This window comes from Mesorhizobium sp. M1428 (genome assembly GCF_040317515.1).
Taxonomy (GTDB): domain Bacteria; phylum Pseudomonadota; class Alphaproteobacteria; order Rhizobiales; family Rhizobiaceae; genus Mesorhizobium.
Map to the genome: position 1 here is coordinate 50,601 of NZ_JAMYKT010000026.1, position 21,950 is coordinate 72,550.

Genomic DNA, 21,950 nt, shown 5'->3' on the forward strand with positions numbered 1-21,950 from the left:
CTCTGACCGGCGCTGATGCACCGGCGACGGGAACGAGCATCGTCGAGATCCTCGAAATCGCTTACGGCCGTTATCTACGCTGAGATGCGCCCGCGTATGGCGCGCCGTTCAGAAGCCGGGCACGATGTCCTTGTCGTCGCCCATTCCCTCATTGAGGCCGTACGCACGTGCTGCGGTGGAAATCCGATCCATGACGCGCTTGTCGGCGAGCGTCTCGCAGTCATCGTCTGCGGGCGTGAACAGATCGCCATGATCAGGCTCCTGGGCGACGAGGGTCCGTTCTTCGGGCAGGCCCGGATGGCGCTGCTGCTGGACACCTCCGTCTTCGATTGCCGCGCCGGCACTGTCGTCGTCGCCAGCAAGACTCCGATCCACGCCGCGCACCTGTCCGCTCCAATCGTCCGGGCGCGACGTGGGCCGATCCGCGTAGGCACCGTCGCGCAGCACCGGCGAAGGCAGCACTCGCTCCGTGAAATTCGGATCCTGGTAATAACGCAACTTCTTGGCGCGAATCGGCGGCAATCCCGAAACCAGGATTAGTTCGTCAGCCTGCGGCAACTGCATCACCTCACCCGGCGTCAGCAGGGGGCGAGCGGTCTCTTGGCGGCTTACCATGACGTGGGACAACCAGGGCGCCAACCGATGGCCGGCATAGTTACGCATCGATCTGAGTTCCGTCGCGGTACCGAGCGCGTCCGAGATGCGTTTGGCCGTGCGCTCGTCATTTGAGGAAAAGGCAATCCGCACATGGCAATTGTCGAGAATGGCGTTGTTCTCGCCATAGGCCTTGGAGATTTGGTTCAACGATTGCGCTATCAGATAAGCGCGGATGCCGTAGCCTGCCATGAAGGCGAGCGCAGTCTCGAAGAAGTCGAGCCGACCGAGCGCCGGAAATTCATCCAGCATCATCAGGAGCTGATGCTTGCGGCTCTTCTTTGGATCGCCCTCCAGGCGCTCGGTCAGCCGCCGGCCGATTTGATTGAGCACCAATCGCACCAGGGGCTTAGTGCGCGAGATATCCGACGGCGGCACGACCAGATACAGCGACATCGGTCGCTCGGCATCCACAAGGTCGGCAATGCGCCAGTCGCAGGCCGATGTTGCCGCGGCCACCGTTGGATCACGATAGAGCCCGAGAAACGACATGGCGGTCGAGAGAACGCCTGAGCGCTCGTTCTCTGACTTGTTCAGCACCTCACGAGCCGCCGAGGCTACGACCGGATGGACCTGGGGCTTGTCCACCGTGCCGAGGTGGTTGGTGGTCATCATCCGCTGCAGTGTCGCAGCGAATGAGCGTTGCGGGTCCGACAGGAAGGTGGCGACACGGGCGAGTGTCTTTTCCTCTTCGGCGTAGAGCACGTGCAAGATGGCGCCAACTAGAAGTGAATGACTGGTCTTCTCCCAATGGTTCCGCCGTTCCAGCGCGCCTTCCGGATCGACGAGAATGTCGGCGATGTTCTGAACGTCGCGGACCTCATCTGGACCTTTGCGCACTTCCAGCAGCGGGTTGTACCGCGCCGATCTCGGATCGGTCGGATTGAACAAGAGACAGTGCGAGAACTTCGACCTCCAGCCAGAGGTCAGCTGCCAGTTCTCGCCTTTGATGTCGTGAATGACGGCCGAGCCGGTCCAGGAAAGAAGGGTTGGAACAACGAGTCCGACGCCCTTGCCCGAACGTGTCGGCGCAAAGGCCATGACGTGTTCCGGTCCGTCATGGCGCAGATAGCGATAATTCAGTCCGCCAAGGAAAACGCCGGCCGGCTGAAACAGCCCCGCCTTCTCGATTTCCAGCTTCATGGCCCATCGTGAGGACCCATAGGTGGTGACCAACCCCCGCTGCCGTGCGCGCCAGAGGGACCCAGCTATCGCGGCGGCACAGCCCAGGAACCCACTGGCTCCGGCAAGTATGCCAGCCTTGTCAAAGACCTCAGGCGCATAGGCGTCAAATTGGAACCACCATTCGAACAGCTTCCACGGCTGGTAGATCGGCCAGCCGACTGTCACAAACCATGGTGGGCCGAGTGACGGCTGATAGGAGAGCATGTGGGCGCACCATTGGGTTGCAGTCCACACGCCAAGAATGACAATTGCGAATACGACAGCGATCTGCCCAATCAGCAACTTCGTGGGTGTCAATGGCTTGCTCCGCTCTTCTGGCCAGACGGACCAAACATCGCGCCGAGCGATGAGAATTCAAACGGCCGCTACATGCGACTAGGTGCGATGACAAGGTTGATAGGCATTGTTCAGCTGCGAACAGCGAAAATCCGCCGCAGCAACCGATCGGCGGTGCCAGGTACGCGGTTTGGTCGCAGAAGATGTTGGGGCTTCAGGCGCGGGCACATTGAAGATGTGCTGACAGACAAACCTTTGGAGCCGACGCGTTTGTGCGAGTAGCGAGCTGAAGGGCTCGGCGAGAAGTCGTCGTTCTCAATCGGGCGACGGGGGATACATCGGCGAAGACGGCATAAGGGAGGATGGGCCAGACCGAGCCGACGGAAAGGTCGTAGCCAAGGCGGCCTTGGAGCGCATAGCGCCTGGCCGGGAGGCCGCCGCCAGCCAGGCTTACGCGGCGCGTCGTTGAGCGAGGTGAAGACCCCCCGAACGGGCTCGACGAGGGTCCACGGCGGTCACAATGTGGTGGTGGTGATCGCAGTAGACGCGATCCGGCGAAGTTGGCCCAGCACAAAAACGATAACCGCCGGGTACAGAAGCGTCTTCGCTCACCGGGAAGCGGCACTGATAGAGGCCTAGCTGAATGAGGGGGACTGACGTTGCCCCCAGTTTCTATCCAGTTTTGAGTTCGTTTCCGGCGTGGGTTGTGCCCTGCTGGGCGGGTGAAGCGACGGGCGCTGGCGCGGAGCCTTTGGCATAGCGCAGCGCGAGCGACCGTCGCGGATTGAAGGTGGTGGCGAACTCGGCCGGTGTCTGCCAGGCGATTTGGGAGTGCGGCCGCGCGGTGTTGTAGTCGGCGCGCCACAGGGCGATGGCGACGCGTGCCTGAGCCAGCGAGGTAAACAGCGTCTCGTTGAGCAGTTCATCGCGCAGTCGGCCGTTGAAGCTCTCGATGAAGCCATTCTGCATCGGCTTGCCGGGCGCAATGTAATGCCATTCGACGCGGTTCTGATCCGCCCAGGCGAGGATGGCGTTCGAGGTGAACTCGCTGCCATTGTCGCTGACGATCATCCTCGGCCGGCCCCGCTCGGTGATGAGCCGGTCCAATTCGCGGGCAACCCGCATGCCCGAGAGAGACGTATCAACGATGAGTGCCAGGCACTCTCTCGTGCAGTCGTCGACGACGGCCAGGATGCGGAAGCGGCGCCCGTCGGTGAGCTGGTCCGATACGAAGTCGAGCGACCAGCGCTCGTCGGGCCTCAGCGGCACCAGCATCGGCGCCCTGGTCCCGATCGCCCGCTTGCGGCCGCCACGGCGGCGAACGGCGAGCTTCTCCTCCCGGTAGAGCCGGAACAGCTTCTTGTGGTTCACGACCAGGCCCTCCCGCCTCAGCATCACGAGAAGACGCCGGTAGCCGAACCGGCGACGCTCCTGCGCGATCGCCTTCATCCGCTCGCGAACCTCGCGGTCGTCCGGCCTGCTGGTCTCGTAGCGAACCGTCATGCGGCAACAGCCGATGGCTTTACACGCCCGCCGTTCGCTCATCCCGAAGCCTTCCTTCAGGCGAGCGACAGCTTTCCGCTTGGCCGCGGGCGTCACCATTTCTTTCCCACACTCCTTCAACGCGGCATTGTCGAGCATGGCGTCGGCCAGAAGCCGCTTCAGCCGCGTGTTCTCGTCCTCCAGCGCCTTCAGTCGCCGAGCCTCGGAGACATCCATCCCGCCGAAGCGGGCCTTCCAGTTGTCGATCGAGGCGTCGCTGACCCCGTGCTTGCGGCACAGATCGGCAACCGACACCCCGGCCTCATGTTCCTTCAAAATTCCGATGATCTGCTCTTCAGAGAAGCGGCTACGTTTCATGTCCTGGTCCTCTCGATGGGCCAGAACGAACTTCAAACCGGATTAGATCAGAGGGGCAAGGTCACACTCACCCCACGAGCGCGATATCATGGCCCCTATCCATGAGACTATTGAACTGTCGGGATTTGGCGTCCTCGCTGGAAGGCCGAAAGGGTTTGGTGACCGACTTGATCGCCTAACTGCGGAGCTGGTCATAGCGGTAGCGGACGAACATGGAAGTGAACCTGCTGTGCGCGGCCTCGCGGACACGCTCGTCAGTATTGCGCCTCTGGTCTGTACGATCCTGATAGTCGCCAGCGCGAAGCCATAAGCACGATAATCGAGGCCCTGGTCCCTCAGGTACTGCCTCCGCAACACATGCACATAGAAGCGCGGATGGCGGCCGAGGCGAGAAGAGAAGTATTGGAAAGCGGCAATTGGCTGACCGCTCCTCAAATCGCGACAATGGCAGGGTTCAGCACGGTCTCCTTTCAGATCGTGCGTTTCGACGACCTTTTTTATGGGGCCTTCGCGACTTGAGGAGTTGCCGGTTTATCGGCCAGTTTTGCCTGTTTCTCAAAAGGCTGGGGGGCGGAAAATATTGGCGTCACGATCCTTTCATCGCTGCGTTCAAACGCCGAATGGTCGGCCAACTGGTGAGCATGGGCCGACCCTGGACAACTCGATCCCGTAGGCACACATCAACGTGAGCACGCGTAGTGACGCTTCTCAAAACCGGACTTCCCGAATTTCATCCCCACGGCGGCCAGCTTGTAGGATGGGGACAAGAAAATTTCCGCTTCCGCACGCGGGCTCCAGGAAGCGGGAGTCGATGCGCTCGGTCTCGCCTTTGACGAGATCGACCATTTTTCGAGTGGCCACGGGGGCGTGAAAACCTCCCCGTGATCGGCAACACGTTTCTTGGATTTGATGAGAGTCACGGGCGGCCCTACACGTTCTGCGGCGTGCTAAGGCCGGCGGTTTCACGCCGCACCGGCAGCTTGGCGATTTCCCTGCCGGCCTTCTCTTCCGCGACGCGGATGTCATAGGCACTCTGGAGATTGAGCCAGAACTGGGCGCTGCTGCCAAACCAGTGACCAAGCCGAAGGGCGGTGTCGCCGGTGACGCGGCGCCGACCATGGATTATCTGCGTCACCCGATTGGGCGGGACGTTGATAAGGCGCGAAAGCTCGGTCGGCGAAACGCCAAGCTCCTGAAGCTCGTCGGCGAGAATTTCGCCGGGATGGATGGCAGATCGGGACATGAGTCATCTCCTAATGGTAATCGACTATTTCCACGTTTGACGGGCCGGTAGCGTCCTTGGGCCATTCGAAGCAAATCCGCCATTGCATGTTGATGCGGATGCTGAATTGGCCGCTCCGGTCGCCCCTCAGGGCCTCAAGACGATGGCTGGGCAAAGCCCGCAAGTCCCCGACGCCGGTCGCGGCGTCCAGAATTTCAAGGCGCGTCCAAGCCTGCCTGTCGAATCCCTGAAACTCCCGGACGAACGTGCCATTGCCAAAGCCTTCGGTCCGTTTGTCGCGGTAGCTTAGAATCATAGCGTCAGGAATACCTCGTTTTGACGATTTACGTGAAGAGTAAATTTCCTCGATCCCGTAGGTCAACATTATGAAATCAGGGCCGCATAGCCTGAACTGGAAGTTCTGACCGTTGCCGCCCTACTTCCGAGACACGGGATATCGGCTTCGCGCCGACGCTTCGGCTGTGGCGGTCAGCATTGCCACCGCCTGGAAGCTGACATAGCCGGCGACTCTGGAACTCGCGGTCGCGTTACATGAGCAGAAATTGAGAACATTTTCCCCAGTGGACATTCGGTTGATACGTTAGGCGCCGAAGTAAGGAGGCTCGTGCATTGGGGACGCGCCTCTCTTTAAAGCCGTCACCAGGCTTGCAATTCGGTGGCGCATTGCGACATTGGCTACATGAGCGCGTCCGCACAACCAGTGCGTCTGGCCCGCCCCGAAAAGAAGCGGCGGCGCATCCCCATTGCAGTCATCATGGCGTTGAGTTTCGGCAGTCTCGTATTCCTGTCGGTCGGCGGCGTGCTCGCATTGTCGGTCGGTGCCAATTTTCGCAACACGTTCGACTTGCTCGGCGCCCAGTCGACACTCCTCATCGACGCGATGGAGGACTCGCTGCGCGCAGAGATGGGAGACGCCGAGAACGCGGTGGACGGCATCGCGCAGTTGTATGCCCAGGGCGAGTTCCAGATCGACGACAAGGCGATGTCCGCAGCTGTTGCCGGTGCTCTGGCTGCCGCTTCAGGGATCGAGGCGACCCTAATCTGCACCCCCGATCTGGTCTGCCGCGGAGCCGCGCGCTCCGTTGAAAACAACGTTGCAACGGGCGCGATCGAGCATTTTCCGGCCGAGCCCGAGAAGTCGCCCCAAGTCCGCGCCGCCCTCGAGCAACGCCGACAGGTCGGCGGCCGGCAGTGGGGGGCGTTCGTGGCCAACGAGTTCGGCCTGTACGCACATGTCTCCGTGCCGCTGGTACGTGATGGCGTGACACAGGCCTGGGTTATCGCGGCGGTCGAATTGCAGAAACTGTCCGGTATCACGCGGAAATTGTCATCGCGATTTGGCACGCATGCCTTCATTCTTGATGGCGAAGATCGCGTGGTCGCCGACCAAAGGCTGGCCGATCCCGACGCTCTGAAGAATGGCGTCCTCCCGCTGACGCCGCTGGCCACGTATGGCGATCCGGTATTGGCCGCATATAGCGCGCGCAAGGTAGAGCGGGAGTTCGATACGCGACACGCCCGCGACATAGAAATCGCCGAGATCGACCCAAGCGTGGACAATGCGTCAGAGTGGAGCGGCGACACCACCTATATCGCCATCACCCGCAAGATCGCAGGCTATGGCGACGAGCCCTGGACGCTCGGCGCGTATTTCGAGACCAGCCAGATCAGCGACGAGATCGAGCGTGTCATAGGATCGGCTATGCTTGGACTTGTCGCGATGGCGGTGGCGGTCATCGTCGCGATTCTTCTCGGCAGGCGCCTGGCGCGCCCGATCCAGGCGATTGCCGGCCAGGCCACGCGCGTCGCCGATTTCGATCTCGACGGTGTCGCCCCCCTGCCGCGCAGCAGAGTGCTGGAGTTGGACAATCAGGCTTCGGCGTTCAATGCCATGCTGATCGGTTTGCGTGCATTTTCGACCTATATTCCGCGCTCGCTGGTGGCCAAGCTGGTGCGCACCGGAGAGATCGGCATCGCCGAACCGCGCGAAGCGGTTGTCACTGTGATGTTCACCGACATCGCCGGCTTCACCACGCTGTCGGAGCAGATGGAAGCCGCCGCCGCGGCCAGGCTGCTGAACCACCACTTCGCGATCTTGTGCGGCGCGGTCGATGCACATGGCGGTACTGTCGACAAGTTCCTGGGCGACGGCATGCTGGCGTTCTTCGGCGCGCCGGATCGGCTGGAGGGCCATGCCGCCGCGGCCGTCCGCGCCGCCGCGGCGATCCGCGAGGAGCTGGAGAAGGACAATATGGAAGCGGCCAGCGAAGGCCGGCCTCCGCTTCATGTCCGCATCGGCATCCACACGGGCTCTGTCATTGTCGGCAACATTGGCGCATCCGACCGCGTGAACTATACGATCGTCGGCGACACCGTGAACGTCAGCCAGCGACTGCAGGACCTCGGCAAGCAGCTCGAACCGGGCGCCATCGCCGCAATCGCCATTTCCGGCGAGACTGCGTCGCGGCTCGACGAAAGGTTCGAAAGGATCCCGGCGGGCAAACACCGGCTGCGCGGCCGCGGCGAGGCGACGGAAGTCTTCCAGCTTGGCAAAGTCGCGTCGTCAGAATCGCCCCGTCTGAACGTTCACCGCGCTCAAGCAGGCTAAGGGACATGCCACTTCCATCGTCACGCGGTACGCGACGTGCTCGTATGCGCCTGGCCTGTCGCGATGGCGACAAACCGGCGCTTGACTGCGGCAAACAACGCCGGTGGCAGCGGCCCGTAGTAGCCGCTCTCCGTCTCCAGCGGCCGGATGTCAGGCCCCGGCCAGGCGAATCGGTTACTTTCCGTCAAAACGATCCACGACCGTTCACCGTCAAGGCGCAAACGCAGCTTGACCGCAGCCGGAATCTCGATGGCATCATCGGGATCGGACGGCGGCGTATGGGTGATCGGCAGGACCCGGACGACCGGCGAGCCGTCCTCCTGCATGGCGACCAGCGCGAGCACCAGGCAGGGCCGGTCCTTGTCGCCTTCCTCGCGGCCTTCGCGGTGTTGCCAATGCCAGAGGTAGGAGTAACGGAAGACGTGGCCGACCTTGATTTCAGCCGGTAGCATTTTTGCAGTCAGGCCTTTTGCTCCGAGGGGTTTCGCCCCGAGGGTTTTGACCCAGAGAGCTCGTCGTTGAGATGGTCGAGATGCGGCTCCATTTCAGAGGCTTCGACCGCGGCGATCTCGTCCGAGCCGAGCTCCGCTGTCAGATCGACCCGCCGGTCGCGCTTCGACAGCCGGACAAAATCCTCATAGGCCAGCAGCACCGTGCGCGGGCGACCGTTCTTTGTGATGATGACCGGGTCGCGGACCGCGGCGTCCTGATAGGCGCCAAAATTTTTCGAGACGGCGGCGGCGGTGACGGTGGTGCTCATCGGCGAGACTCCTTTATTCCGGAATATACGGGCTTTCCGGGCTTTCCGCAATTGTGGCGCCCGCCAAATGGAAACGAGGCAGTGACAGGGCAGCTTCCAAAGTCCCTCGTCCGTTCGCCTGAGTTCGTTCTGCGAGTGCGCCACCGATATTGTGCAAAACCACCTCCAGAACACCTCCACTTGCTGTAGGCAGCCGCAACTGGAAGCGATGCCGGACCTTGCTGTGACGAGCAGGAATAAGGCTGTCTGTGGCGGCAAGGCTGGTTGAGGAAAGCCCAGACCGTTATGAAGCCAATGACCGAAGAGCATCCCGCGGCACTAGCACAATACGTCCCTCGGCAGCTCTCGACTAGCGAAAGACTGACGACGACGTCTGTTTGGGGTCGAACTTGCCTATTGGCCGCTTGCCAGAGAGTGGACATTCGCGGACCGCCACACTGCTATAGCCAATGCTGTGGATCGACTCCAGCACCTGGTGCCCGCGTGCGGCGGCTTGATAAGTTTGTCGGGATCGTCGGTCCAGACGAAGGGCTACGACTGCAGCTTGTGCTCGATGACGAAGCGGTTGATGGCGGAAACCCAATGCCCTCAACACGGGACTGGTGATGGCTGGCGCAGTGCCTGCCGTGCTGCCGCCATTGGTGCTCTGGGCTCCTGACACGACCACGCCAGAACCGCACGGCACGAGCTTCCAGCGCCGTTGCCCTGCGGCAGGAGGTTGGGGTGGCACCAAGAGGCGGGGAGGATGATCGCCAGTAAACACCGATTATGCGGCAAATCTTGGCTCCGGAACTCCCGTTACGCCGAGGCCGGCGATGGCAAAAAGGCTGCCCCGTAAAACTCCGTCGCCCGGAAAACGCGGCAGCGGCGGCTTGGCCATCGACGTGACGTACAGGGTATCGAGCTTCGGCCCGCCGAACATGACGCTGGTGATCTTCTTGACGGGCATGTCGATAATGCGATCAACGCTGCCGTCGGGCGCGTAACGCACCAGCCTGCCGTCATAGACCAGCGCGTTCCAGAGGAATCCTTCCGCATCGACGGTCGAGCCGTCGGCCGCCCCACCCCGGCTGGTATCGACGCGCGTGAAAGCGCGCCGGTTGGTGGCGACACCGGTTTCGATATCATAGTCGTAGGCCCAGATCTCGCCGGTCCAGGTGTCGGAGAAATAGAAGGTGCGGTCGTCGGGACTCCAGCACGGGCCGTTCGAGCAGATGATGCCGGAATCGATCCTGGTGACGGAAAAATCGGGATCGAGCCGGTAGAGCCCGCCGGAGGGTCCCTCTTCCATCGTGTCCATTGAGCCGGCGAAGAGGCGGCCGCGCCGATCGACCTTGCCGTCATTGAGCCGGTTCATCGGCCTGTCCGGCTCCGGGTCGTGGATCAGCGTCACCTCGCCCGTGGCGAAATCAAGCAGATGGAAGCCGCGCTGCAGCGACACCACTGCCGTCCTTGCGCAATGCCATCGAACCGATCTTCATCGGCACGTCCCAGCAACGGATCTCGCGGCCGTCGGCAGTCGCGCGAAACACACGCCCGTCGAAACTGTCGATCCAGTAGAGGCGCTCCTGTTCGACGTCCCACAGCGGTCCCTCGCCCAGCGTGGTCTTCACGTCCACCACGACCTCGATCTTCATGCCGTCCTCCTCTGTTTGAATCTTGTAGAAACTGGTCAGAACGCGACCTGGTCGCCGCCCTTCAATGACAGGATTTCGCGGGCCTCGTCGGGTGTCGCCACTTCCATGCCGAGGCCTTCGATGATCTTGCGGGCAAGCACCACCTGCTCGGCGTTAGATCTGGCAAGCTTGCCCTTGCCGGCCCAAAGACTGTCTTCAAGCCCAACGCGGATATTGCCGCCAAGCGCTGCCGATTGCGCGGCAATGCGCAACTGGCTGGCGCCCGCACCCAGCACCGACCAGCGGAACTGATCGCCGAACAGGCGATCGGCGGTGCGCTTCATATGGGCGACGTCTTCGGGGTGCGAACCGATGCCGCCGAGCAGGCCGAATACGGACTGCACGAAGAACGGCGGTTTCACCAACCCGCGATCGGCGAAATGGGAGAGGTTATAGAGATGGGCGATGTCATAGCACTCGAACTCGAAGCGCGTGCCGTTGTCGTAACAGGTCTCCAGTACGTACTCGATGTCCTTGAACGAGTTGCGGAAGACCAGGTCACGCGTCGCTTCCAGGTGCGGCCTTTCCCAGTCGAACTTGAACGTTTCGTATTTGGCGACGAGGTGATAGAGCCCGAAATTGATCGACCCCATGTTGAGCGAGGCGACTTCCGGCTTGAACTGGGCGGCGGGGCGCACACGCTCCTCCACCTTCATGTAGGGGCTGCCGCCGGTGGTGATGTTGATGGCGGCATTGGTGCCTTGCTTGACGCGCGGCAGGAAACGCGCGAACGCCTCCGGCGTCTGGTCGGGCTTGCCGGTCTCAGGGTCGCGGGCATGCAGATGCAGGATTGCTGCACCGGCCTCGGCCGCCGCGATCGCCTCCGAGGCGATCTGGTCGGGCGTGATCGGCAGATACGGCGACATGGTCGGCGTATGGATTGCCCCCGTCACCGCGCAGGTGATGATGACCTTGCCTTTGGCTTGCTGAGCGCCGTGCTTGCGGCTTGTTTCCGTCATCGTCCAAACTCCTGATCCGATTTCTTCTTGTGCGCCGCCAGCGCCATCAGCCGGCGGTCGCGCCAGACCTGCCGTTCGCCGAGTGCTTCCCGCGGCAGCCGTTTGCGGCGCTCGGCCTCGACCGTCTCCATGACCTCGCCGGCCCAGTCGACGCGGCGCAGCATCTGCGGGAAGATGTTGGAATAGATCGTCTGGTACCGCTCTACATAGTCGCGCACACCGCCGGGCGCGTTGAGGTCGATCGTTTCGAACGGACCCATGAACGACCAGCGCAGTGCCAGCCCCTCGCGCAGGCCCGTGTCGACGTCCTCTACGCTGGCATAGCCGTCGGCGACGAGCCGGAACGCCTCCTCCAACAGCGCGCCCTGCAAGCGATTCATGATGAAGCCGTCGAGTTCGCGCTTCATCACCAGCGGCGCGTGGCCCGCCTCGACAAGAAAAGCGCGGGTCCTTTCCAACGTTTCGGCGGAGGTCCATGGCGCCGGCACGACTTCCGCGGCGGGGATGAGATAGGGCGGATTGATCGGGTGCACGACGAGGCAGCGATGGCGCCCCTGAAGGTGATCGGTGAACTTCGACGGCAACAGCGCCGAGGTGGAACTGGCGATCACCGCTTGCGGACCGGCAAGGGCGTCGATCCGGGAGAACACGTCACGCTTCACCTCCAGGTTTTCCGGTGTGTTTTCCTGGACGTGGACGGCATCGGCCAGGGCCTCGCCAAGCTCCGCTGCAATGGTGATGCGGCCGAGCACGGCATCCACCGCCTGTCCCCGCAGCAAATCGTTAGCGGCGAGGTCGCCGAGCACGCCGGCGATATAGTCGCGCGCACCGCTGGTCGCGGCAGGCGCCTGGTCCCACATGCGCACATCATGGCCTGCACGAGCGAAGCTGATCGCCCACGCCCGCCCGATGAAACCGCTTCCTACAATTGCTACCTTCGCCATGCTCGCCCTCCTCAGAGTGTCTCGACGTTGCCGTCGACGCCCAGCGACTGGCCGGAAATGTTGACGCCCGCATCGGAAAGCAGGAAAGCCACCATCGCCGCGACATCGTATGGGCTGGTCATACGGCGCAGCGAGATGTTCTGCAGATAGCGTTGCGTCATCTCCTCGTTTGAAATGCCTAATTGCTTTGCCCGGTCGGCAATGACCTTGTCGATGCGCGGCCCTTCGATGATGCCGGGCAAGATGGCATTGACCCTGATCCCATGCGGTCCAAGTTCCTTGGCAAGGCTCTGAGTCAGGCCGACAACGCCGAATTTGGCAGCCGAGTACGGCGTTCGGAACGCGTAGCCATGTCGGCCGGCGGCCGAAGACATCGAGACGATCGAGCCGCCGCCTGCCGACTTGATCAGCGGCACGGCACGCCGCGCGCACAGGAACTGGCCGGTCAGGCAGATATCTATGCAACGCCGCCAGTCTGCCGGATCGATCTCATCGACGCCGCCGGTCGGGCCGGCAATGCCGGCATTGTTGATCAGGGCGTCGAGCCCGCCGAGTTTCTCCTTGACCGTCTCGAACAGCCGGTCGACATCCTCGTCGCGCGAAACGTCGGCTTTGATTGCGGCGGCGAGCGTCATCCTCTCTGGAGCAGCGGCCAGCGCCTCGTCGGAAATATCACAGATCACGACGCGCGCGCCGAGCCGCGACAGTGTCTCGGCAATGGCAAAGCCGATACCGCCGGCGCCCGCCGTGACCAGCACGCGTTGGCCTTTGAGCCCGGTCAGGAATTCGTCTGCCGATGCCGGTGCGCTTGAGCTCATTGTTCCATCCCTTTCACTCAAATCCGTCTTTCGCGCAGCGCCATGACGGCACCGAGCACCACCAGCCCGAACAGGATCGCCCGCGTCGCGTAAGGCAGCGTCGTGCCGGCGAGCAGCATTTGCAATGCGGTCAGCAGCAGCACCCCGCCCAGCATGCCGAGATAGTGGCCACGCCCGCCGGTGATCAGCGCACCGCCGACCACGACGACGGCGATGGAGGGCAGCAGATAATCGTCGCCCATGCCGAGGCTGGCCTGGCCGGAAAAGCCGGTCAGCATGATGCCGACCAGCGCCGCGCAGACCGCCGACAGCACATAGACGAGGATGAGCGTGCGACCGACCGCGATGCCGGAGAGCTGGGCTGCGCGCAGGCTGTTGCCGATGCCATAGACGCGGCGGCCGAAAGCGGTGCGGCCAAGCAGCAGCACGGCAAAGACGACGAAGCCGATCATGAACAGCACCACCGGGGTGATGGCGAATATTTTGCCGGTCATGAACCAGCGCAGCATCGGCGAGGAGAAGCCGGCCGGCGTGCCTTGCGAGTAGAGCAAAGCGAAACCTTGCAGAATGCCGTTGGTGGCCAGCGTCATGACGATCGGGGAGATACCGAGAAAGACGATGCCGATGCCGTTGGCGACACCTATCAGGCAAGCGACAACGAGCACCGCAGGTAGCGCATAGGAAAGTGCAGCATCCGACCCGTTGACCATACCGGCAAGCAGGATTCCCGACAGCCCGATCGTCCACGGCACTGACAGGTCGAGCCCGCCGGTAAGAATCACGCTGCCCTGCCCAAGCGCCAAGATGGCAAGGAAGCTCGACAGCACGAAAAGCGAGTTCCAATAGGTGAAATTGATGATTGCCCGTCCGAGCCAGATCTGGGTGACGATGACGACGATGGCAAGACAGACATAGGCCGGCAGCGCATAGCGCAGCGTCTCGGCGTTACGGAGATGGAAGGCAGGCTGCGGCGCCTGCTGGTCGCCGGCGCTGCCCCGCGCAATTCTCAGCCGCCGGTCGGTGCGATCGATCTGCGAGGGCAGCATTCCGGCGCGCCACGCGGCCAGCCGAACCCGCAGCGCACGCAGTTGGCGGGCAAGCACGGAGCCATGCGACAGCGAGCCGGCAAGCACGGCAAGGATCAGGATCGTGCCCTCGGCGATTGTCGAATAATAGGCCGAGACGTTGAGCACGAGCAGGATGTTGACGACCATCATGAGGATGTAGGCGCCGAAGACGGTGCCCACCGGCCCGCCTTGACCGCCGCCCAGCCTTGTGCCGCCGACGACGACCGCCGCGAACATCGACAGCAACAACGGATTGCCGACCAGCGGATCGCCGCTGCCGGTCTGGGCGCTGATGAAAACGCCGGCAAGCCCATAGCAGCCGCCGGCGATGACATAGACCAGGAAGCGTACGAGAACGACGCGCACACCGACCGCGGCGGCGGCATCCGGATCGCTGCCGACCGCATAAAGCGCCGTCCCGAAGCGTGTGCCTTTGAGCCAGAACCAGCCGAGCAGGACGACGCCGATGACCACCAGCGGCATCGGTATCCAGCCGGCGATAGCATCACCGAGATAGAAGGCGCCAAGATCGGGCGAGACGAAGCCACCCGGCTTGTCCATGACCAGCAGCGTTACTCCCTGCAGGATGAACATGGTCGACAGTGTGACGACGATAGGCTGCATGCGCAGGACGGCAATGAAGAAGCCGTTGAAGGCGCCGACCAGCATGCCGACGCCAATTCCGGCCAAAGTCCACAGCGCGACACTCGTGCCGGTCGCCATCGGATCCATGCCGTTTGCCAGGACGACATTGACCAGAGAGATCGCCGCGCCGGCGGACAGGTCGAAACCGCCCGACAGGATGACCAGGGTCTGGCCGATCGCCGCCAGTGCCGAAGTGGCGCCGCCGCTCGACAGGAAGGAAATGTCGAAATAAGTGAGCCGCCCGGCACTGACCAGATCGACGATCAGCAGGAGCAGGGCAAAGACGATCGCCGCGATGATCGCGCCGCGATGGCGCGCGAGGAGCCGCGCCAATGTCGCAGCCGGTGCCGCGGCAGCCAAGCTCGTCACACTCATTCCGCCGCCTCCCGGACCACGTCCCGGTGGCCGAGCGCCGGCCGCATGATCGCGCCTTCGGTGATCTCGCCGCCGGCAAGCTCCGCCACCAGATGGCCGTCATAGAGGACGAGCACCCGGTCGCATTGATGGACCAGTTCGGGAATTTCGGTTGAATGCAGGAGGATCGAGCCGCCGGCCGCCACATAGTCGCGCATCATCACGTAGAGCTCGTGCTTGGTGCCGACATCGATGCCGCGGGTCGGATCGAAGAGCAGCAGGATCCGGCTTTCGGCGACGAGCCATTTGGCAATGGCAATCTTCTGCTGGTTGCCTCCAGAGAACGCCCCTGCCCTCGTCCATAGGGCACTGCGGTCGACCTCCACGGTCGAAAAAGCGGACTGTACGGCCTTTGCCTCTTCGTCTGTTCTGATCAGGCCAAACTGGGTGAAGCGTGCGACGACCGGCAGCGATGCATTCTGCCGTCCAGAGAGCTTCAGGAACAGGCCCTCGGTCTTGCGGTCCTCCGGCACCAGCCCGATTGCCATGTTGGGCTTGAGCGCATCGGCGGGCGAGCCGAGCCACACTTGGCGCCCGTCGACCAGGATGTGGCCGCGCTCGATCTCGGACATGCCGAAACAGGCGAGGAACAGGTCGAGCTGACCCATGCCCTGCAATCCGGCAATGCCGAGGATCTCTCCCTTGCGCAGATCGAAACCGACGCCGTCGAGCTTCCTCCCGGCTTTGAGATCGCGTACGCCGAGCACCGGCGGACCGAAGGCGGCCTCGCTTTCTGGCTTCGGCGGGAAGGTCTGGGCGATGCTGCGGCCGATGATCTTTTCGATCACCTCACCATCCGAAACATCGGCAACCGGCGCGGTCACGATGTGGCGGCCGTTCCTGAGAATGGTCAGCGTGTCGCAGAAAGCCCGCACCTCGCGCATGCGATGGGTGATGAACACGACCGTAGTGCCGGCCGCCTTCAACTGTGCGATGATGGCGCCCAGCCACTCGACATCGCCACCCGACAGCGTCGAAGTCGGCTCGTCGAGCAGAAGGATGCGCGGCTTGCGATAAAGCGCGCGCGCGATTTCGATCTTCTGGCGGATCGCGAGATCGAGCGTCGCTACCTCGGCATCGAGATCGACCGTGAACCCCAGATCGGAGATGTGCTTGCGGACTGCCTTACGCGCGCTCAACCGCCTGATCAGGCCGATCGGGCCAACGGGTGCGTAAGGCAGCAACATGTTATCGAGTACGCTGAGATCGCGTACCAGGGTCATTTCCTGGAAGGCTGTCTGCACGCCTTTGGCGTGCGCGGCGCGTGGCGAACCGAGTGGCGCCGGTTCGCCAAACACGGTGATTTGCCCGTCGTCGGGCCGAACCAGTCCCGACAACAGCTTGACGAGTGTTGACTTGCCCGCACCGTTCTCGCCAAGCAAGGCATGCACGCTGCCGGAAGCGATCTCGAAGGATACGCCATCGAGGGCGACTGTCGCGCCAAACGCCTTGCGGACGCCCTCTATGCCGACAGCTGTCGAATGCGCTGACATCATGATCCCAGTCCGGGCCTGCATGAGGGTGCGTGCGTGGAGTGCCTCGAAAGCACCCCACGGCCCACTTCGGAGGGCCTACTGCTCGGGCTGGCCGACAAGGGCGGCCGCGAGACCGATTTCGGGTGTCTGATCGGAGAAGATCGAGGCGAACCAGCCTGGGTTCGAGACCAGCGACGGTTTGAACGCGTTGCAACCAGCCTTCATCTCCGCCCAGGTGCCCTCGTCGCAAAGCTTTATCGTCTCGCTGGTGACGATCGGCAGCGGCAGGATCGTCTTCTTGGCAACGTCCTTGCCTTCAAGCGCCTCGACGGCAAGCTTGAGAGCGAGTGCCCCGGAATAAGGCGGCGAGGCGTAGGAAATGCGCGAGGCGCCGAGCGGCGCATAGGGAGACGTCGCGCCCTCGACCTCCGTGCCCTCCGGCAGCATCTGGATACGCCCGCCATTGGAACCCTCGCCGGCGCAAGGCAGGAGTTCGCTGGTCTTCTTGCCAGCCTCGAGCTGCATGGAATTGGCGGTGAAGCAGCCGACCTGCATCCAAAGCCCGTTGATGTCGTCCCAACTGCGCGTCGCCAATATCTTGGAAAGTTCGGTACGGGCCACCGCCTGGCTCCACATGCCGACAGCCTCGCCGACGATCTTGATGTCCGGATGCTTGGCAAACACCTCCTTCGCGGCCTTGGTGCGCAGATCATCGACCGAGGTGCCGGGAACGCCGGTCACCGCGATGATGTTGCCCTTGCCATTGAGCTTCTTGACCAGCCACTCCGCCGTTACGCGGCCAGCCTCTTCCTGGTCGATATGGACGTTGTAGGCGCAAGGCTCCGTGATCTCGGCATCATAGGCAAACACCTTCACGCCCTTATCGCAGGCGTTCTTCACCACCTGGTTGAGCGCGGTCGGCGAGATCGGGAAAATCACGATGGCTTCAGCGCCGGCCTGGACCATGGCATTGATCTGCTGGATCTGGCGCTGTGCGTTCGGCCCCGCGACCTGGACCTGGAGGTCCACCTTGTCGGCCATGCTCTTGTGCGACGCCATCGCCTTGACCATGTTGGCGGCCTCGGCCTGCCAATCATTGCCGATGAAGCTCATGCTGAGAAATATCTTGTGCTTTCCGGCCGCTTCGGCGGCGGACATCCCAAAAGCGCAAACAGCCATGCCGGCAAGCAGCGCAAGCCGCCGGGCCTTCGATCCGATACCCATACGAAACTCCTCCCAGTTCAGACGACCGAATGCCTCCCAAGGATACAAACGTACGCCTTGTCATTCGATGCGGCTGACCGTATCATGATTTGATCAAAGATCAATGATGAAATGGCCGAGAAGCAAAAAGGCGAGACACGCGGGCGCTTGACGCGGCAATTCGAACCTTGCATTCCGGGCACAGGCGCCGGGGGTGACAAGAGCGTCGCCCGAATGGGGGAAGGTTGGCAGAAATGGCTGGGGCGGCATTCAGGAAGGCAGGCGTCGAAATCACGCCGCTGTCCAGGGAAACCCTGCAGGACAGGGTTTACCGGCACGTTACCGAGTTGATCCTCGACGGCAGCATCGTTCCAGGTGAGATGGTAACGGTGCAGAGCCTCGCCGATGCTTTCGGCGTCAGCCCGATGCCGGTTCGCGAGGCACTGCGGCGTCTGAGCGCCGCCAACGCCCTGATGGTGGTTTCCGGCCGTTCGATCGGCATCCCGGCATTAAGCCGTGCGCGGCTTATCGATCTCAGGAACGTCAGGTTCGAGATCGAGGCGATCGCCGCCGCATGGGCCGCAGAACGCATTGACGATCGCGGCGTGATGCTGCTGGGCCAGCATCTGGAGGCACTCGAGCAGGCCAATGCCGCCGGCGACGTCAAATCCTATCTCAGGGCCAATTACGCGTTTCACTTTTCCATCTACCGGGTCGCGGGCTCGGAAAACATGCTCAGCATCATCGAGAACCTGTGGCTGCAGATCAGCCCCTATTTCAACATGCTGCACGATTCTGGAAACTATTCGACCGCCAACCAGCACCATCAGCAGATGTTTGCAGCGCTGCGAGACCGCAATGCGGAAGCGGTCCGGGCGGCGGTTCGCGCCGACATCGACGCGGCCTTCACAGTGCTGATCAAACTGCTGAAGTAACATTCCTCGAAGTCGCTCCGGTACAGCGGCGAGCCGCCGCTAGGCACGAATATGTCCGTCTGAGGCATAGCGGCCGCCGGCCAGATCGGCTTTTGCGCCCACTCACTTCCATCCAGGTGATAATCCTGACTGCACGGCTTTCGAACCGCTCGATTTCCTCGCGAGTCTTGGGGGACGGCGTTCAGATAGTCGATGAGGATATTGGTGTCGAAAATCGCGCCTACCATTCGCGGCGCACTGTCTCCTGATGAGCCAGCCCATCAACCTTGCGCTTACCCCACAGGCCGAAGCCATCCTCGACCTGTTCGCGATGATGGCGGTCGAGATAATCGTCTATTGCTGCTCGGATCAGGGCCGCACGGGATTGGCGCGCCCGTTTGGCAAGACTGTCGAGGGCTTCAACCTGGGCATAGTTCAAGTCGATAAGGGCTCGCATCGCACACTCCAATGATATGCCTCGCAAGCTGATGACTACCATGCGCGGCCGGCTCTACACGCACATGGCTGGCGCGCTCGATCTCGGCAGCCTGGATAAGACGGTTCCCGATTTTACCGATGCGCCTCCTTTTCCTGGCTGTTCTGTTCCTCACCACCGTCCGTGCGGTTGATTGTCACCGTGCACGTGATCAGGGTATTCCAGTCCGGTCCGTGTTCAATGACGTTATGAAGCTCGGAAATCTCTTCTAGAAAATGCTCAATCGCAATGGGGCCGTTCTGGTGGGCGTAGACTAGAACCACCTTCCAGCGCTTGTCACCATGAAGCGTTACGACGTTACTCATGTCGAGTGTCTCCTGGGTCACGAACAAAATCCCGCCGGATGCCCGCGGGGCCAATGGCTTGACCACAGCTCATATAGCACGCGTCGAATGCAAACCTCAGTGGAACGACGCCGCGAAAGTCTGGGCAACAATCGCCGGCGCGGCGCTCAATTTTCGCCAAGCAACCTCGCACCAGCCTCAGGCGGCGGATCGCGACCGACAACGTGACGCAGAAGGAAACGCCAAGGTCACGCAGATCGTCATTGCTCGCCCGACGATGCGCATACGCCGGCCTTGACGATTGCCAGACGGGCGCCACATGGGGCCACATGAAACGCGTCAGGATTGACAACCCAAGCATTTCATCCATTGCCCGGTGTGCGGGCAGAATTTCGACGCGCACGACTTCTGACAGATGCCTCACCACGCCGAGCCGCTGCATCAGCCGCTAACAGTCGAGCGGTAGCTGTTTTACGCGCGCTAAAGAGGTGGACCAATGGCCAGACCGATCATCCACTTTGAAATAATTGGGCGCAATCCAGCGAATCTGCGGCGCTTTTACGCGCAACTCTTCGGATGGGAATTCGAGGTCGGCGGAGCGGTGTCGCCGCTTGTTTCCGACGCAGGCGACTATGGCTTCCTCGCCCCGCCCGGGGCTCAACCGGTGGCAGGGGGTGTTGGAGGCGGGAGGAATTTTGATCCACACACCATCATTTACGTCAGCGTAAGCGATATCGAGACATACCTGGCCAAAGCAGAGCAGTTGGGCGGGTCACGAGTTCTTGGGCCGGAACGCTCGCCCGGCACCCCGCTGACGATTGGCCAGTTCCGAGATCCGGAGGGTACCCTCGTCGGTCTGGCACAAATTGACGAAAACACCTGATCTCTTCAACAATCGATCCGGTGGCAGCACGGCGGCCAACTCGTGCGAGGGGCCATCGAACTCACCTGTTTCTGCCGAGCGAGGATGCGTTCACTTGCTTTATCGACCCACGGGTGCATGAAGGCGAGGCGTTTGCAGGCGATAATCGAAACTCTCGAGCGGCTGACCCGGACTATTGACGATTGCTATCCGGGCCAGCGCTCCCAAGATCAGCTCAGTCGTAGACCTTGATGATCTTGCGCGTGCTCGGATCCACCAGAACGGTCCGGTTGTCGACCACCACATAACGGTATTTGACGTTCGGCACTTCATGAAGCTCGACTGTATCCGGCAGAGGCGAGCCGATATTGAGCTCCACTCCAGGAATTTTCACCGAAGCGAGCGGCTGCTTCTTCACGTATTCCTTGATGACGGTTTCCTGCTGCGGTTCGATGATCACATCCTGGGCGGCAGCAGCACCAATGCCGGCCAACAACAGAAATCCCGCAGTTGCGGTGGAAAGATGCATTCTCATTAGCCGTCTCCTTGTTGAGATTTTGCTTGGACGCAGCTTCATCCCGCCAAGCCCACCTCAACGCGGGCCAACCAACGAATGTTCCTCGACGGGGGTTAAACGACTAGACCGTAAGACTTAAGTCTGACCCGCCTGCGCAATGGTCCGTGCACAGGACGCGGCGGGAACAACCGTAGCCATTGCTTGTTGGTAGCGTCATCTCCGGAGGAGATTCGGCGCGTAAAAAGTCCCTTCATGCGCTGATAGGGTCCGCCGGCCATTGCTGGAGTTGGCAGGCGGACCCTTAGTTCCCAAGAAGCCCCGGATTGTCGTCGAGGCCTAGCAGCGAAGCGTTTAGCCACGAGGAAACGCCAAAGCCCGCCGCCTGTTGGGCGCGGTCGGACCGATCAAGCGCTGAATGCACCTCGTCGAGAAGCGTGATCTTCACCGTCGGCTTGCAGCGGCTGCAATCGAACTTCAGCTTTAGGGGATCGACGCCAAACTGCACTCTGCCTTCACAAGCATGTTGTGCCGGGTCGCCTTGCCCAGCGTGTCGATCGGATCGTGCGCCATGAGAACAAAAAAGGAACATTTTCCTTGATCGTCAAGGCCGGCTGTGGAATCTTTCGACGGATCTGAGCCGAGGAACTACCCATGAGCGATGAACTGATCCGCCTTCCAGGTGCCTTCGAGCCAGTCACACGCCCGGGCATTCAGCATCACCGATGCGAACACCCCGACTGCGGCAAGGATGCAGGATGGGGTTTCGCCAAACCTAAGCAGGCGTCGCATTGGTTTTGTTTCGCGCATCGCGCTGAGGGCGAAGCATTTCTCTAAGGAGCGGATGATCAGAGCGCCGAAACGACCGGCGCAGGAAAGCGCGTCAACACTCTACGCCACGATTGCTGGCTGCCCGTCGTCACGGCGCATATACGACGTTCCATTAGCCGCCGACCGCGTTCCTATCCACGACAATCGCGTGGTGATACATTGTAAGCGGTGTTCTCGGGCCACGGCCTTGAGCTCGAGCTTGTTGATGTAGACCCAAGGCAGGAGATCGTCGATCTGGCTGTTGGGGTGGCCGTTGACGATC

General features: G+C 61.9%; 21 protein-coding genes and 1 pseudogene. 4 read left to right on the forward strand and 18 right to left on the reverse strand.

Going from position 1 to position 21,950, the window contains the following annotated elements; genetic code table 11:
• Positions 1-108: 108 nt before the first annotated feature.
• The 4 genes from NKG60_RS26440 to NKG60_RS26455 form a co-directional block, all read right to left on the reverse strand.
• Positions 109-2,136, reverse strand: a complete 2,028-nt coding sequence (locus NKG60_RS26440; protein WP_352901948.1) for a conjugal transfer protein TraG — start codon at positions 2,134-2,136, stop codon at positions 109-111.
• Between the two features lie 651 nt (positions 2,137-2,787).
• A complete protein-coding gene (locus NKG60_RS26445) occupies positions 2,788-3,975 on the reverse strand; it encodes an IS3 family transposase (RefSeq protein WP_352975974.1) in 1,188 nt (395 codons plus the stop codon).
• Between the two features lie 928 nt (positions 3,976-4,903).
• Positions 4,904-5,218 (reverse strand): HigA family addiction module antitoxin, encoded by a 315-nt coding sequence (locus NKG60_RS26450; protein WP_352567235.1) that lies wholly within the window; start codon positions 5,216-5,218, stop codon positions 4,904-4,906.
• Between the two features lie 10 nt (positions 5,219-5,228).
• Complete coding sequence (locus NKG60_RS26455) at positions 5,229-5,513, reverse strand: type II toxin-antitoxin system RelE/ParE family toxin (protein WP_352567233.1); 285 nt, start codon at positions 5,511-5,513, stop codon at positions 5,229-5,231.
• Positions 5,514-5,897: 384 nt separating this feature from the next.
• Here NKG60_RS26455 and NKG60_RS26460 point away from each other — a divergent pair, with 384 nt between their 5' ends.
• Positions 5,898-7,826: an adenylate/guanylate cyclase domain-containing protein gene (locus tag NKG60_RS26460; RefSeq protein WP_352975977.1), complete on the forward strand. Its 1,929-nt coding sequence runs from the start codon at positions 5,898-5,900 to the stop codon at positions 7,824-7,826.
• A gap of 20 nt (positions 7,827-7,846) precedes the next feature.
• On the opposite strand, the gene NKG60_RS26465 is transcribed toward NKG60_RS26460, so the two are convergent.
• The 9 genes and pseudogenes from NKG60_RS26465 to NKG60_RS26505 form a co-directional block, all read right to left on the reverse strand.
• Positions 7,847-8,278 carry a plasmid maintenance toxin (PemK-like) gene (locus tag NKG60_RS26465; RefSeq protein WP_352492805.1) on the reverse strand — a complete coding sequence of 144 codons (432 nt, stop codon included), beginning with the start codon at positions 8,276-8,278 and terminating at the stop codon, positions 7,847-7,849.
• An 8-nt stretch (positions 8,279-8,286) separates the two neighbouring features.
• Complete coding sequence (locus NKG60_RS26470) at positions 8,287-8,586, reverse strand: type II toxin-antitoxin system Phd/YefM family antitoxin (protein WP_352492804.1); 300 nt, start codon at positions 8,584-8,586, stop codon at positions 8,287-8,289.
• A gap of 766 nt (positions 8,587-9,352) precedes the next feature.
• Positions 9,353-10,139 (reverse strand): annotated as a pseudogene (locus NKG60_RS26475) (SMP-30/gluconolactonase/LRE family protein).
• Positions 10,140-10,258: 119 nt separating this feature from the next.
• Positions 10,259-11,221, reverse strand: a complete 963-nt coding sequence (kce, locus tag NKG60_RS26480) for a 3,5-dioxohexanoate:acetyl-CoA acetone transferase (RefSeq protein ID WP_352975978.1) — start codon at positions 11,219-11,221, stop codon at positions 10,259-10,261.
• Positions 11,218-12,165 carry a 3-hydroxyacyl-CoA dehydrogenase gene (locus NKG60_RS26485; RefSeq protein ID WP_352492801.1) on the reverse strand — a complete coding sequence of 316 codons (948 nt, stop codon included), beginning with the start codon at positions 12,163-12,165 and terminating at the stop codon, positions 11,218-11,220. Before NKG60_RS26485 ends, kce begins: the two co-directional genes overlap by 4 nt.
• An 11-nt stretch (positions 12,166-12,176) precedes the next feature.
• Positions 12,177-12,983, reverse strand: coding sequence for an SDR family oxidoreductase (locus NKG60_RS26490; protein WP_352668155.1), 807 nt, complete (start codon positions 12,981-12,983; stop codon positions 12,177-12,179).
• Positions 12,984-13,000: 17 nt separating this feature from the next.
• On the reverse strand, positions 13,001-15,070 hold the full coding sequence (locus NKG60_RS26495; RefSeq protein ID WP_352975980.1) for an ABC transporter permease: 2,070 nt from the start codon (positions 15,068-15,070) through the stop codon (positions 13,001-13,003).
• Positions 15,067-16,605, reverse strand: a complete 1,539-nt coding sequence (locus NKG60_RS26500; RefSeq protein ID WP_502912335.1) for a sugar ABC transporter ATP-binding protein — start codon at positions 16,603-16,605, stop codon at positions 15,067-15,069. The genes NKG60_RS26495 and NKG60_RS26500 overlap by 4 nt, the downstream gene beginning before the upstream one ends.
• Before the next feature lie 75 nt (positions 16,606-16,680).
• Complete coding sequence (locus NKG60_RS26505) at positions 16,681-17,808, reverse strand: sugar ABC transporter substrate-binding protein (protein ID WP_352492798.1); 1,128 nt, start codon at positions 17,806-17,808, stop codon at positions 16,681-16,683.
• Positions 17,809-18,041: 233 nt separating this feature from the next.
• On the opposite strand from NKG60_RS26505, the gene NKG60_RS26510 reads away from it, so the two are divergent.
• Positions 18,042-18,722, forward strand: coding sequence for a GntR family transcriptional regulator (locus NKG60_RS26510; RefSeq protein WP_352492797.1), 681 nt, complete (start codon positions 18,042-18,044; stop codon positions 18,720-18,722).
• 220 nt (positions 18,723-18,942) lie between these two features.
• On the opposite strand, the gene NKG60_RS26515 is transcribed toward NKG60_RS26510, so the two are convergent.
• Positions 18,943-19,158 (reverse strand): ribbon-helix-helix domain-containing protein, encoded by a 216-nt coding sequence (locus NKG60_RS26515; RefSeq protein WP_352492796.1) that lies wholly within the window; start codon positions 19,156-19,158, stop codon positions 18,943-18,945.
• A gap of 113 nt (positions 19,159-19,271) precedes the next feature.
• The gene (locus tag NKG60_RS26520) at positions 19,272-19,502 is read right to left on the reverse strand and encodes a hypothetical protein (protein WP_352492795.1); all 231 of its coding nucleotides are present in this window, start codon (positions 19,500-19,502) and stop codon (positions 19,272-19,274) included.
• Positions 19,503-19,977: 475 nt separating this feature from the next.
• Here NKG60_RS26520 and NKG60_RS26525 point away from each other — a divergent pair, with 475 nt between their 5' ends.
• Entirely contained in the window at positions 19,978-20,364 is a 387-nt protein-coding gene (locus NKG60_RS26525) for a VOC family protein (protein WP_352492794.1), read from the forward strand.
• A gap of 214 nt (positions 20,365-20,578) precedes the next feature.
• On the opposite strand, the gene NKG60_RS26530 is transcribed toward NKG60_RS26525, so the two are convergent.
• Positions 20,579-20,878: a DUF1236 domain-containing protein gene (locus NKG60_RS26530; protein WP_352975982.1), complete on the reverse strand. Its 300-nt coding sequence runs from the start codon at positions 20,876-20,878 to the stop codon at positions 20,579-20,581.
• A 283-nt stretch (positions 20,879-21,161) separates the two neighbouring features.
• The gene (locus tag NKG60_RS26535; RefSeq protein ID WP_352492792.1) at positions 21,162-21,365 is read right to left on the reverse strand and encodes a hypothetical protein; all 204 of its coding nucleotides are present in this window, start codon (positions 21,363-21,365) and stop codon (positions 21,162-21,164) included.
• Positions 21,366-21,511: 146 nt separating this feature from the next.
• Here NKG60_RS26535 and NKG60_RS26540 point away from each other — a divergent pair, with 146 nt between their 5' ends.
• Entirely contained in the window at positions 21,512-21,694 is a 183-nt protein-coding gene (locus NKG60_RS26540; protein ID WP_352492791.1) for a hypothetical protein, read from the forward strand.
• Between the two features lie 54 nt (positions 21,695-21,748).
• Here NKG60_RS26540 and NKG60_RS26545 read toward each other — a convergent pair.
• On the reverse strand, positions 21,749-21,950 hold a 202-nt coding region (locus NKG60_RS26545; RefSeq protein WP_352975984.1), incomplete at its 5' end, for a hypothetical protein.

What these genes read in the sequence shown, in the direction of transcription:
- NKG60_RS26515 (WP_352492796.1), bottom strand. Translation starts at nt 19,158, where the DNA reads ATGCGAGCCCTTATCGACTTGAACTATGCCCAGGTTGAAGCCCTCGAC.
- NKG60_RS26455 (WP_352567233.1), bottom strand. Translation starts at nt 5,513, where the DNA reads ATGATTCTAAGCTACCGCGACAAACGGACCGAAGGCTTTGGCAATGGC.
- NKG60_RS26520 (WP_352492795.1), bottom strand. Translation starts at nt 19,502, where the DNA reads ATGAGTAACGTCGTAACGCTTCATGGTGACAAGCGCTGGAAGGTGGTT.
- NKG60_RS26500 (WP_502912335.1), bottom strand. Translation starts at nt 16,605, where the DNA reads ATGATGTCAGCGCATTCGACAGCTGTCGGCATAGAGGGCGTCCGCAAG.
- NKG60_RS26445 (WP_352975974.1), bottom strand. Translation starts at nt 3,975, where the DNA reads ATGAAACGTAGCCGCTTCTCTGAAGAGCAGATCATCGGAATTTTGAAG.
- NKG60_RS26470 (WP_352492804.1), bottom strand. Translation starts at nt 8,586, where the DNA reads ATGAGCACCACCGTCACCGCCGCCGCCGTCTCGAAAAATTTTGGCGCC.
- NKG60_RS26510 (WP_352492797.1), top strand. Translation starts at nt 18,042, where the DNA reads ATGGCTGGGGCGGCATTCAGGAAGGCAGGCGTCGAAATCACGCCGCTG.
- NKG60_RS26530 (WP_352975982.1), bottom strand. Translation starts at nt 20,878, where the DNA reads ATGAGAATGCATCTTTCCACCGCAACTGCGGGATTTCTGTTGTTGGCC.
- NKG60_RS26505 (WP_352492798.1), bottom strand. Translation starts at nt 17,808, where the DNA reads ATGGGTATCGGATCGAAGGCCCGGCGGCTTGCGCTGCTTGCCGGCATG.
- kce (WP_352975978.1), bottom strand. Translation starts at nt 11,221, where the DNA reads ATGACGGAAACAAGCCGCAAGCACGGCGCTCAGCAAGCCAAAGGCAAG.
- NKG60_RS26450 (WP_352567235.1), bottom strand. Translation starts at nt 5,218, where the DNA reads ATGTCCCGATCTGCCATCCATCCCGGCGAAATTCTCGCCGACGAGCTT.
- NKG60_RS26465 (WP_352492805.1), bottom strand. Translation starts at nt 8,278, where the DNA reads ATGCTACCGGCTGAAATCAAGGTCGGCCACGTCTTCCGTTACTCCTAC.
- NKG60_RS26540 (WP_352492791.1), top strand. Translation starts at nt 21,512, where the DNA reads ATGAGCGATGAACTGATCCGCCTTCCAGGTGCCTTCGAGCCAGTCACA.
- NKG60_RS26495 (WP_352975980.1), bottom strand. Translation starts at nt 15,070, where the DNA reads ATGAGTGTGACGAGCTTGGCTGCCGCGGCACCGGCTGCGACATTGGCG.
- NKG60_RS26525 (WP_352492794.1), top strand. Translation starts at nt 19,978, where the DNA reads ATGGCCAGACCGATCATCCACTTTGAAATAATTGGGCGCAATCCAGCG.
- NKG60_RS26485 (WP_352492801.1), bottom strand. Translation starts at nt 12,165, where the DNA reads ATGGCGAAGGTAGCAATTGTAGGAAGCGGTTTCATCGGGCGGGCGTGG.
- NKG60_RS26460 (WP_352975977.1), top strand. Translation starts at nt 5,898, where the DNA reads ATGAGCGCGTCCGCACAACCAGTGCGTCTGGCCCGCCCCGAAAAGAAG.
- NKG60_RS26490 (WP_352668155.1), bottom strand. Translation starts at nt 12,983, where the DNA reads ATGAGCTCAAGCGCACCGGCATCGGCAGACGAATTCCTGACCGGGCTC.